Annotated in this window: 8 protein-coding genes; all 8 read right to left on the minus strand. The window is 24.4% G+C overall.

Annotation, left to right across the window (positions count from 1 at the left end; all coding sequences use genetic code 11):
* Positions 1–8 precede the first annotated feature (8 nt).
* The 8 genes from Q1X91_RS07290 to Q1X91_RS07325 all read right to left on the minus strand — a co-directional run bounded on the left by Q1X91_RS07290 (position 9) and on the right by Q1X91_RS07325 (position 12749).
* On the minus strand, positions 9–611 hold the full coding sequence (locus Q1X91_RS07290) for a RecX family transcriptional regulator (protein ID WP_300755213.1): 603 nt from the start codon (positions 609–611) through the stop codon (positions 9–11).
* Positions 612–664: 53 nt separating this feature from the next.
* Entirely contained in the window at positions 665–1183 is a 519-nt protein-coding gene (locus Q1X91_RS07295) for a YcxB family protein (protein ID WP_300755173.1), read from the minus strand.
* A gap of 200 nt (positions 1184–1383) precedes the next feature.
* Positions 1384–1950: a hypothetical protein gene (locus Q1X91_RS07300; RefSeq protein ID WP_300755176.1), complete on the minus strand. Its 567-nt coding sequence runs from the start codon at positions 1948–1950 to the stop codon at positions 1384–1386.
* 29 nt (positions 1951–1979) lie between these two features.
* The gene (locus Q1X91_RS07305; protein ID WP_300755178.1) at positions 1980–2558 is read right to left on the minus strand and encodes a hypothetical protein; all 579 of its coding nucleotides are present in this window, start codon (positions 2556–2558) and stop codon (positions 1980–1982) included.
* 10 nt (positions 2559–2568) lie between these two features.
* Positions 2569–5502, minus strand: coding sequence for an ATP-binding protein (locus Q1X91_RS07310; RefSeq protein WP_300755180.1), 2934 nt, complete (start codon positions 5500–5502; stop codon positions 2569–2571).
* Positions 5503–5523: 21 nt separating this feature from the next.
* Positions 5524–6414: a hypothetical protein gene (locus Q1X91_RS07315; RefSeq protein ID WP_300755183.1), complete on the minus strand. Its 891-nt coding sequence runs from the start codon at positions 6412–6414 to the stop codon at positions 5524–5526.
* Between the two features lie 21 nt (positions 6415–6435).
* Positions 6436–10218 carry a hypothetical protein gene (locus Q1X91_RS07320; protein WP_300755186.1) on the minus strand — a complete coding sequence of 1261 codons (3783 nt, stop codon included), beginning with the start codon at positions 10216–10218 and terminating at the stop codon, positions 6436–6438.
* A 20-nt stretch (positions 10219–10238) separates the two neighbouring features.
* Positions 10239–12749, minus strand: a complete 2511-nt coding sequence (locus tag Q1X91_RS07325) for a hypothetical protein (protein ID WP_300755187.1) — start codon at positions 12747–12749, stop codon at positions 10239–10241.
* Positions 12750–12762: the final 13 nt, after the last annotated feature.

Consider the following 12762-nt stretch of genomic DNA (forward strand, 5'->3'; position numbering starts at 1 on the left):
AGTTATAATTAAATATTTTTCTTTTTCTCTAAATACGCCGTTACTAATTTTTTTATTCTGTCGTATTTAAAGCCCTTTCTCATTAATGCTTTTATTATATAATCTTCTTTATTTTCCTTATGTTCATAAACTCTATAATATTTTTTTATAGCTTCTTTTAATGCTTTATTTTCGCTTTTATCGCTTATAGAATTAGATGCTCTTTCTATTAATGAGTTTTTTACTTTGCATTTTTTGAGATAATCTATAATATGTCTTTTACTCTTTCCTTTGAGTTTTAAACTGCTTACAGCCACTTTTACAAATCTTTTATCATCTATGAGGTCATATTCTTTACAGTATGAAACAGCATAATTAATAAACCTTTTTTTATGACCTTTTTTTATAAGTTTATCCCTAAGCATACCCTCGCTTATAAATCCTCGTTTTAATACTGACACAGCCGATTTTCTTGCTGAAGCTTCATATGCCTTATTTCTTATATGCGGAATCTCATCATATTCAAGCTCCATTCCCTCATACAAATCAAGTTCATAAAGACCGTTTTTGGGTATAGTAAATACTTCTCCGCCTGATATCTTTATATATATTTTATCGCCTTTTAATTTCATTCTTATAATAACCATAACAAAATACTATAATAATATTAATAGTTTTTCAAGTATTATTTTTTATAAGACAAGAGAAAATTCGCATCATCGGAATTTAAATAAGACTTTGGTATAATAATAGCAGACATTTCATCTACATAAAAAAATATGCATCTGTTAGTAGAATCTATTTTTTGTATATCTTCTTTATTAAACTTGCTCACACCGCTATTTTCTTTAAACACAACTTTATCATCATAAACTGTTAATTCTTTATCGCCGAAAACTTTATCGAGCTTTCCGCTTCTTGAATAGTCTTTAACTTTTTTTACTATCTTTTTTTCTATGCGTTTCCTATATGTTAATACCTGTATAACAGAAAAAGCAGAAACTAATACTGCTATTATAATTATTAAAAATGCATTATCTCTAAAGTATACAGCCATTGCTGCAAATACAATTAAATACAAACCTACTAATATTGCTATAGTTCTTTTTATAGTTTTAGTCATTGAACTGTTCATTTTTAAATAATGAAGCTGAAAATCTATAAAATCATCTTCTGTAAGTTTGTATTTATATTCTTTTTTCATTAACTACACCTATATTTGTATTATATTAAGTATAGTATAAGTATATTTTTTTTCAAGTATCACTAACATACTTAAGATCATTTATAAAGTTATTTTATACACTTGAATATATAAAACAGTACCTAAAAAATTGCAGTATGTAAAATTTATTGCATTAAAAGTATAAAGTTTATTCTTTTAATGCAATAGCATACTATTTTTTAAGACTTATTAGCATAAATATTATCGATCGCTTCCTGTCTGGATATATTAGGATTTACTGCCTTTTCTATGTCTATCAATTTTTCTCTAATATTATCCGCTTCTTGTCCTACAACCTTACTATCTAAATAATTTCCATATTCAACTAATGAATTATTTAAATTACTATCATTTTTCATAACATAGTCTAATTTTCCATTATTAAAATATGCTATATGATTGGCAAGATTTCCTGCAGCATCTGGAGATAAATTAACACCATATTTATTATTTATCGCTTCTATAGAATATTCAATTGCTTTCCTAGCCTTATCTTCAGGAGAATATTTTTCAGGATTTGGTACTTCTATGGCATTAATTTGATTTTTATAATCTTCAAAATTTTTAGAAGTTTCCAAAGTAATGCCCTGCTCCTCTGCTGCCAATACTTTAGCACCTAAATCGTCAGCACTTTGAGCATTGGTTTCTATTATACCCATCTCTTTTAAAATGCTAAACACTGCTTTAGCACATTCTACAACACAAATTACTATACTGCATATAACACTTAAAGTTTCAAAAAACATATTTTTAACTCCTTATTTTTTAATTTTTATTAAGATTTATGAGCATAAATATTATCTATAGCTTCCTGTCTGGATATATTAGGATTTACTGACATCTCTAAATCTATAAGTTTTTCTCTAATATTATCCGCTTCTTGTCCTACAACCTTACTATCTAAATAATTTCCATATTCAACTAATGAATCATTTACATTAGGATCATTTCTCATAATATAGTCTAATTTTCCATCATTTTTAAAATAATCTATATTCTTAAGAAAACTATTTGCTGCCTCTAAAGATAAACCAACATCATATTTATTGCTTATACACTCTATAGCATATACTATAGCTTTTTTATCCTTATCTTCAGGAGAATATTTTTCAGGATTTGAAACTTCTACAGTATTTATCTTTCCGTTCCAATCTTCAAAATTATTAGATGACTCTAAAGTAATGCCTTGAGCCTCTGCCTCTAATATTTTAGCACCCAATTCATCAACACTTTTGGCATTTATTTTTATTATCCCCATATCTTTTAAAGTCTGAACTACTATAGTAGCACATTCTGCTATACATTTTATGCTTTCACATAATGAAGCTATTTCCATTTCTGTTTCATAAAACATTGTTTACTCCTTAAAAATATTCTTTACATTCTATAAAATTATATTTATCCAACATGATATCAAAATTATCGATATCATTATAATTTTTAGTTAGCATCACATTTATAAAATTTTCTAATAATTTATATTGTATATTAAATTTATTATACATCCTTCGTCCAGATATATCAAAATATCTAAACAATAATTCATCAAATAATATTTTTAATTCTATATTATATTCTATTGCAATATTATTAACATAATCATAAAAACTATCAATATCATTTTTTAATGCAGTATTTCTATCCTGATCATCTTTTTTTATTATGTTAGAAGAAACTTTTTTTAATAAATTATTAAATTTATCTGTAATAGTTTTTATATCTATATCTATAATCTGCCTATATGATATTTTACCCATATTACAAGGAGCAGCATTTGATAATTCAAAATCAAACCTATTTTTTGTTTTATTAAATATATTGATTATTTTATTTTCAGAAACTACTGAAGAAGTATCTGTAACAGCTTTAATTTTTATATGCACAGGTTTATCAACTGATTCAGAAAATAATACAGCTTCACCTGGTTTAAGATTGGACAAATATTCTTTCTGCTTATCATCCATCATCATAGCATTTCCAACAGATTCTTTATCATCTTTTGCAAATAATTTATGTATTATTTTAGTATTTGTATTTTTTAACACTTCTGGAATTATCTTGTTTGGTATTTGATCTGCTATTATTAAACTCTCTCCATATTTTCTAATTTCAGCAAGCAAATCAGAAAATACATTAACTGCCTCTTTTTTACCCATACTATCATAAGAATCAACTTTCGTTAATAATCTATGAGCTTCTTCTATTAGAGTAATATGTTTAAAATTAGGATCTTTTTTGTATCTTATTTTTATCGCTTCAGCTATTCTTGAAATCATTAGAGACATAAGAAGTGCCTTATCATCACCTGATTTTAAATCTTCAAGTTCTAATATTACTTTTTTATCTATCAAAGTCATAACATCAATAGATCTTCTAGTATTTAAAATAGCACCTTTAGAACCGATACAAAGATTAGAAAATCTGCTGACTAAAGAACCAATATAGTCATTTTTAAGTCTAGTATCAAAACCTTTAGTATTAACAATTTCTCCTAAAACTACTATAAAATCTGATATTATAGGAAAGTATAATCCATTTTCTGAATACGGATTTTCTGTATATCTATTTTTATTAGTTTCAAAATTCCAGCCGTAGTGTTCATAAACTTTATAAATGGCTTCTTCTAGCAACTGAGGCATAGATGCTTCCATATGAAAAGAATTAATAAAAGCAGCCTTAAGCATATCTATATGAGATATTATATTTTCTCCTTCCAATATTTCAAAAGGATTAAATCTGAAAGGAGAGTTTAATTCATTTCCTACTGTGAATATCATAATATCATCTTCATAAAATTTACCCGCCAATTCTCTGTATTCGGTTTTAGTAGGTTCTATAACCATAAAAGGCAAATTTGATTCTAACAATATTTTTTGACAAGTTGTTGTTTTACCGCTTCCTGTAACACCTGCAATGAATATATGCTTATTTAAAATTTTCTTATCCAATTTGATATCTATACTTTCCAATACTGCTTCTTTATTAACTAAATGTCCTATAGAAAAACAGTCCGAATTAGGAGAATCTTTTACATTTAAACCAAACTCTACATACTCGCTTTGTACTAAATTTGGAACTTCTGAAATAGGAATTCCTGCTATAATACTAAGCTCTGAAGCAGTTAAAAATGATGCAACTCCGAAATCTTTTTCTAAAGTACTCATTAAAGGAGAATAACTATCATTATGCTTAACGCTTAAATGATTAAAAAATAAAATATCATTGTTATTTACTTCTTCCTGACGATGCAAATTTAATATATAAGGATTTAGAGTATTATACGTATTAGAATCCCCATGAAATATAGAACAGTATAATGATTCTATTGTAATTAAATCCTCTTTATTATACGCCATTATATATGTATTAGTCTTATAATATCCTCTTGAAGCAAGCCTTTGTATTCTATCTAAAAGAAACTCATCAATATAATCCATTTCTTTTTTGTATGTTCTGTTTATACGTTCATAAGATGTTCCGCTGCTTTCTCCTGTTTGTTTAGCAGTAGAATCATTATCACCTTTAGATGTAGTTGTAGTTTCTGTTGTACTGCCATTCTTACCTTCTGATATTGATTCTGATTTTGAAGTTTTGCTGCTGCTGCTTTGAGTATTATTTCCTTTTGTTTCTGTTTCTGACCAGCCTTTAACTTTTGCAATAGCATTTGATACAGAATTATTTTTACCTGTAGTTGTAGTAGTAGATGAATTATCCTGATGCTGATAATTAACTTTATAATCTTTATAAATTTTCTCATAATAATTGCAAATATTTTTTTCTATATCTTTAATTTTATCATATTCAACTGGAGTAAATAATATTATTATCCTCCATCTCATATTAATAGAAGCATTTATCAGTCTGTCAATTCCTTGAAAATCTACATCCGTACCATATTCTTTTTTACTGCTATTAATAGAAGGCACTCCGTCAACAACGCCAAATCTTTTATATTTCTTCATAGAGGAATAAAAATTGCTAAGTTCATCTTCTGTAACTTTTTTTAAACTGCTTCCATAAAAATTACCTAAAAATGATGATCTCAATAAAGAACCTGAATCTATATCATTATTTTTATCTTTTAAAACACCCAAATGTATATTTATTTTTTGATACTCACAAGTCATAATATAGACAAAAGTATCATTTTGATATTTAAGAGATGAAAAAACATTTTCCATAGATTCCCTATGAGTATAATTTTTATCAGACATAATTTTATTTATTTTGAATAAAACTAAATCTTTATTGGGTATTATCTCAAAATCTTTTTCACTGCAGTTAATAGTTTTTATCATATTTTACTCCTTAATAAAAAATTATTTAAAATATGAATTTACTTTATTTTTAACATTATCATCTTTTAATAATGATATTGTTTTATTAAGATATTGTGCGTTTCTAATTTCTTTAATCATGATATTACTCTTTATAAAAGTTATAATTTCTTTTTTTTCAGATATATTACTATTTTCTATACTGTTAAACTTATCTTCATATTTATCTAATATCTTTTTTTCATGAGATTCTGACATATTATTATTAATATATTCTCTTATTAATTTTTTATCTTTTATATCTAATGACATACCATTACATAATGCTTTGACTATTAATACTCTTTGCAAAATAATAAGATCATTCTTGTATAAGTTAAGTTTTAATAAAATAGATACTTCATACAAATAATCTTCAATATCTTTTTTTACAGTATTATAATGATTATTATAGTTTACTGCCTCAGATTTATTATTATTTTTTTCTAAAAATAAACTTTCTAAACTTAAATGAATACTGTTTTTATCTTTGTATTTTGCTGCTTCATAAGTATGATCATCTTTATAGAATCTATAATATTCATTCATTATTTCAAAATATGAATCACTAGAATTTGAAGCAGTCTTGGAATAAAATAAATCAGATAGAGATAATGCCGATACACTCAAAACTTCTTTTAAATGATCTAGTAATTTAGATAAATAATTATTATTAAAGTTAATATTATCATAAATAATTTTTAATGATACATTAGAAAAATTATCAATACTCAAATTATCTAATATAGTGCTGCAAATTTGTCTGCAGTCATCAGCTGAATTTATATCAAAATATTCTTCACCTTTCAATTTCTTAGGTTTTATATTATCTGAATTAACTTGAAATAAGTAAAATTTATTATTTATAATAATAATTCCGTATTTTTTAATCATTTTTTTACTCGCTATATTTTATTAATCATCATCAGAAACACCTACAACAGTGATAGCATTTCCTCCGTCATCACCTGTAAGTAATGCATTTGCTACATAAGTTAAATCGCACATATTATATAATTTACCCTTATCCATATCAAATTTCAATATAGATATTTCATTAAATTTGCTAATGTCTATTTTTTTATTATTGTCCCCATATATACTGTAAAGTCTATTATATATATTATCATCTATTTTCTTTATATACCTTGATAATTCCAAAGCCTTTTTAGAACCAGTTTTTAAATCTTTAAAATATCCGTAAGGTCTTAATCTTAAAAAAGAAAGTAAAATTAACAAATAACTTCTTATATTTACAGCAACAATATTTAAATTTGAAGCAGACTTCTTTAATATATCTAATGTATTCCTTTTTATATCCATAATGAAGTTTTCATTATGCTTTAATATACATTCTAATAAATCATTATCATTAGAAAATACTATTCCCAAATGATAAAGAATTTTATTTTTATCATATTCCTGAGAATTATTATAAATATCAATAAAAATATCTATATTATCCGTATCCCGTTCTTTATGAAGTAAATATTTAAGTATATGTTTAAATATATTATATTTTGTAATAGTATTAATAGTATAGGGATTAGTATCTTTGATATTTATTTTGTATAAAGCATTTTTTAAGTCATCTTTATTAGGAAGTGTGCCAAACCACAACTCTCTGCATTTTTCATAAATTCTTTTAATAAAAGCAGTATTACTATTTCTATATTGTACATCTTTTGTTACAGTTAAAAATTTAAGAAATATAAAATCAAGTATTTGTATATATATATCAATATTATCTTTATCTATTGCTTTAATTTCAGAAATTTTTTCTGCTGATATAAACATTTGTATGTTAGGATACAGTATATTATATAATTGCAATACTAAACTAATATGATTGTCTTCAGAATATAGAGTTTTTGATAAAAACATATTTATAATATTAATATTAGAAATAAATCGATCTAATTTAAAATCTGTGATTCTGTTATTAAAGAAAAATATAGCCCCCTCTAAAGATTTAATACTTTTTTCTAATGAAACATCATTTATCTTTATTGAAGATAAATTATAATTTATATGCTTATCTTCCAATTCTATTATAGAATTATCAGAAGAAAATTCTATAATAGTATATTCAAAAGGAGCATTATTTTTATTTACTGGAACTGCCGTTAATGTATAACTGTTTTCATCTCCGTAATTATATTTTATTTTTAATTTTACTTCTAAGTCATTTTGTAAAGGAAGAAAATTTCCTCTTATAAAAGCATATACTAAATTACCTTTATTTTTTATATCTCTTATTAACGGGAATTTTATTTCTTTAACATTGGCTGGTAAATACAAATGTTCTTTTACATCATTTTCAAATTCTTTTCCCATTTCTATTGACTGATTACTGTTTACAAGCTCTAAAAATCCATACCTTCCATTTGCAATAACTTCCAAACTCAAAGAAGGCAGATATTCTATCCAAGAATAATTATATTTCTTCCAATCAGAATATATTTCATAAGCTCCCAAAGCAATATCATTATTATCATAAAAAAGAACATTATTAATTTTACTAAACTCTTTTTCTGCAACTGTTCCTTTATAAAACTCATTTCCTAAAATAATAATATTAGTATATTTCTGATTTCTATATTCTTTTAAATGTTTTAAGGCATTGTTTAATATTTTGATGACAATAGAAGTTTCATAATATATTGAATAAATTTTATCATCAAAAACAAACAAACTGCTTTTCTTTGATAATAATATATCAGCAACTAAACCTGATTGTAAAAGAAAATATAATTCATTTGTATTTTTTGATATATTAAATTTCTTATTAAAAAGCTCTAAATATTTTATGCATATATTATCAAATGATAGTGTATTATCTTCATCTAATCTTATTGATACAGGATAATGTTTCCATAAATTAATACTTCTATTTTCTCTTTGTACTCTTGTAAATTCTAATTTTACAGCAGAAACATATGAATCTAATAAATCAACTACAAGTATTTTACTATTTTCTTTAATATTATTTTTATTTTTATGATAAGCTGAAGCAGCAGCTACACTCCTCCAAACATAAAATAATGATCCGAATTTATTTTTTATTGATTTTTTTATATACAACTGATTTATTTCAAGCACACTATCAGGCATTAAATTTATAACTTCAATATTTTTATCTTTTTCTAAATTATTAAAATATAATCTTTTAATATTTTCTAAACCAGCTTCAAAATAAGCCTTATTTTCAGAACTTTCATCATCATATATAGAATTAAATGAATGTATATGATCATTTTTTGTATATATACTGTTATCATTATATAGATAATATTTATTATTAAAACCGACTATAGATTTCAATGTTTTATTTGTCATATTATTTAATGATATAAAAGGATTATAAGATGTAAAATCTAATATAAATCTGTCTGCTTCAAAAGAATTATCATGTTTTTTATCTTCACTGAAATATGCAATAAAATTATTCATTTTTTTTATAATATTTAATAGTTCATTTAATGATTTATTCAATCCATTTGCATCAGCAAAGCCTTTTATAATGTTCTCTTTTACTTTTATTTCAAAAGGCAAGCCTCTATTTTTTATGTATTTATCTTTAAATGTAAATATTAGCTTAATATAGTTAGTATCCTTTAATTCAAACCTAGAATATCTGTCATTTAATATCATAAAGTCAGCTTTAATTACTATATTAAAATTATTTTTATCTCTATCAATATCTAATTCAATATCTAACTTCAAAATATTTTTATTTTTATGTTTATGTTTTAAAATAATTGAATAACTATTAATATTTAAATCTTTTTCTTTACTATATAAGCCTGTGAAATATTTATCATCATTTATAGTAAAGAGATCATCATATATGAATGCTTTTTCCATATTCGATATTTTACTAAATAAAGAAAGCTGAAAAACAGATAGGAATTTATCATAAACATTGTTAATTCTTTCAATCAAAGCTTGAGAAGATAAATTGCTGGATAAATAATTTAAACTTTTCCAAATAACAGAATAATTTTTATGACTTAATAAGGCATTATTAGCAATAGATGATTTTTGTACTTTGGCTTCGTATATAGGCTGATTTTTTATATTATTTTTTAATGATATTATTTTTTTTAAACTTTTCTCTATCTCAGAATCATAAATATAATATAACTCATTATTAATTCCATTTCTTAGCCTGTCCCTTGCTATAGAACACATTTTATTAAGTAAATACAAAGTGCATTGATTTTCCTTAGAATCATAAGAAAATCTTTTTTTATCTGCTAATATATTTTTACGATGAGATAATTTCTCTTTAATTGTTTCACCAGGCTGTTTGCTTAAATATCTTATAGTTCTTAACCCCACACTATCTAAATGATTAAGCTTAACCATCTTAGCTTCTTTTTTTATAAATTCCTTTGGTCTTTTGATAATATGAATAAAATGTTCCAAGCAAAAATCTAAAAGAACCTGATAATTATCCTTAGGCAAATACCTTTTATTATTTTTTAGCTCACTTATAATATTAAGAATATTATTCAATTCTTCTGAATAATCACTTAATGTTTTATATAAATGCTTATTCGTTCTTTTATCAAATACCGATATAGAATTGTATATATGCTCAGCAAACTGCAAAGTAACTAAGGAAGCAGATATTTTATCAATTTGTGTACTAATAATTTTATCAAAATTACTATAGTCTATTATCTCATTCATATTAATAACCTAAAATTATATTAATTTATTATATTATTATAAAAGTCTCTATTTTTACTTAAATAATTAGCACTTCTCCATATAAACTGTCCGTCTGGAGTAGACATTGCTATATTATAGTCTTCTATTAATCCTGAAACTTTATCATTAATTAAATTTTTTATTTTATCTAACGCTTCAAAAGTAATATCACTTTCAAGCTCTAATCCTCTAAGTTTAGGCATAACTTTATAAACTAAAGCCTCTTCAAATGATAAATCAAGACTTTCTTTAAATAATTTTTTACTATCTTCTGATAAATTATTTTTAATACAATTATCATAATAATGATAGTTTATAGGATGAGAACGCATATACATTTCTATAGCCTGCCAAACTCTGTGTCCTAAACCTCTTCCAGTTCCTTGCAGGCAGGATTTTATTTCATTAACGATATTTTTATAATCCTCAAATAACACTCTTGTTAAATCATCGCCTTTATCTTCAATATAATTTTGATTTTTCCATTTTCCCCATACTTCATATTTTAAAGCATTACTTTCGGATGACAATTTAATGGGAGGTCTGCTGAATAAAATTTCTGGTATTGGGAAATTAATCTGATATCCTCTGTCTATAACTTTGTCAGATAAAGCTTTTGTAGTTTCATCTTCATTCATAGTACCTGTCCAAATAATATTTTCGCCTACAGCAAGTTTATAACTATATCCTGAACCTAAATCTACATCTATATATATATATTCATCTTTACCGATTCCTCTTTTACTCTCTAATTTACTAAGCAAGTCGCTAAAATAAAGCTCAACATGTGCTAAATTCATCTCATCTAAAAGCACTAACAAAATAGAATCTTTAAAATCTCTAGCATTATCCGCATCATTATTTCCTGCAAATTGAACCATAGCCCTTAATAATTCTGTAGAATTAAACTTTCCGTCTAAAGAGTTGAAATATCCAAATAAAGACTGCGGACTATCCCAGTCAGGCTGAACTGGAAGAGATATAAAATACAGCCCTCCAAAACGAGAATACAATTTAGGAAGCTCTGATTTACCCGTACCGCTTACCCCTGATAAAATAGTTAATGGAGACATATATGCAGATTTTAATGCCGTATGAAAAGCGAATAATAATCTCTTCTCAAATATCATTTTTGAAGCTAAACATTTATTATATATATCAATTACCCATTTTATTTCTTCAGGCTCATTATCCATATATACTTTGGCGTCAAAAGCCTTACTATTTTTTATGTCAGCTTCTCTTTTTTCCATCTCTTCAGTATGTTCATATTTATTCTTTATTATTTCTAATTTTTCCCTGCATTCTGCTATAGTCGCTTCCAATTCTGAACATCTAAAAGTTTTTAAATCTAATTCATCTTGTATCTGTGCCGCCTGAACTGCATAATATTTGTAACTAAACTCTTCTTTTTTTATGCTGCTAAGTTCATCTCTCAAATTATCTATTTCATTTTCTAATTGAGGTACTAATTCTGCCTTTTCTCTTATTTCTTTATAATCTTTTGGAATATTATTTAATTCTTCTTTTGCATTTTTTAATTCTTCTTCTAATTGGGCTATCTCTTTATTTAATTGTTTTTTATCCTTACCTCCGCTTCTTTTATCTTCATTTATATAATCATCTCTTTCTGATTTTATTATATTATAGTCTTTAAATATTTCATCTATTTTCTCTCTAAGTATTTTAATCTCATTATCTTTTCCGTTTATAATATCATTAGTGATTTCTCTTACTCTTTGTTCTATACTAGCTTCCAAATTAGACAATGATTTATCATAAAATAATTTTTTATTTTCTATTAATTTATTGTTAATTTTAATTTCCTCTTCTTTTTCTTTTATAGCTTCTTTTTCTTGAGATATTTTTAACTTTTCTTCTGATAAAACTCTTTCTCTATTATCAAGTTCTTCTCTTCTTGAAGCCTCTATCTCATCTAATGCTTTTATTCTGTCATTATATATTTGATTAATTTTCTCATCATTCTCTTTTATTCTTTTAGTATATTCTTTTTCTAATTCAATTTTTTTGTCTTCCAAAGATTTTATTTCATTTTTCATATTTTCTGCTGCTTCTTTTTGTTTTGAAATAAAACCTAATTGAGCGTCCATTTCTCTAGTCTTTAATTCTTCATCTTTTGATTTTAATAATTTTTCTTTTTCCAATAAAACATTATTTTTTATATCATAACCGCTTTCTTTAGAAGATAAATCAAACTCTCTGCTTATTAATTGTTTTTCTCTTTCTTCAAGATTGGATTTTTTATCTGATAGGGTTTTATTAATTTTTACTAATTCATTTTTAAAATTCATTAAATTTTTTATTTTAATTAAAATATCTTCCGATAAAATTCCTAATTCTTTTTTATTTTCAGCAAAGAATTTTTCTATACTTGCAACATCATAACTTTGTGCGGATATATCTAATTCTTTTAGAATATCTTTAATACTGTTATCACTATTTAATTCTCTTTTCTCATCACTTTTATTAATGTTTTGTTTATTATCCATAAAATATATCTCC

The organism is uncultured Brachyspira sp. (genome assembly GCF_949287625.1).
In the GTDB taxonomy this organism is placed as follows: Bacteria; Spirochaetota; Brachyspiria; order Brachyspirales; family Brachyspiraceae; genus Brachyspira.

Excerpts from the sequence above, each read along its gene's own strand:
- Q1X91_RS07290 (WP_300755213.1), bottom strand. The coding sequence starts at position 611 with ATGAAATTAAAAGGCGATAAAATATATATAAAGATATCAGGCGGAGAA.
- Q1X91_RS07295 (WP_300755173.1), bottom strand. The coding sequence starts at position 1,183 with ATGAAAAAAGAATATAAATACAAACTTACAGAAGATGATTTTATAGAT.
- Q1X91_RS07300 (WP_300755176.1), bottom strand. The coding sequence starts at position 1,950 with ATGTTTTTTGAAACTTTAAGTGTTATATGCAGTATAGTAATTTGTGTT.
- Q1X91_RS07305 (WP_300755178.1), bottom strand. The coding sequence starts at position 2,558 with ATGTTTTATGAAACAGAAATGGAAATAGCTTCATTATGTGAAAGCATA.
- Q1X91_RS07310 (WP_300755180.1), bottom strand. The coding sequence starts at position 5,502 with ATGATAAAAACTATTAACTGCAGTGAAAAAGATTTTGAGATAATACCC.
- Q1X91_RS07315 (WP_300755183.1), bottom strand. The coding sequence starts at position 6,414 with ATGATTAAAAAATACGGAATTATTATTATAAATAATAAATTTTACTTA.
- Q1X91_RS07320 (WP_300755186.1), bottom strand. The coding sequence starts at position 10,218 with ATGAATGAGATAATAGACTATAGTAATTTTGATAAAATTATTAGTACA.
- Q1X91_RS07325 (WP_300755187.1), bottom strand. The coding sequence starts at position 12,749 with ATGGATAATAAACAAAACATTAATAAAAGTGATGAGAAAAGAGAATTA.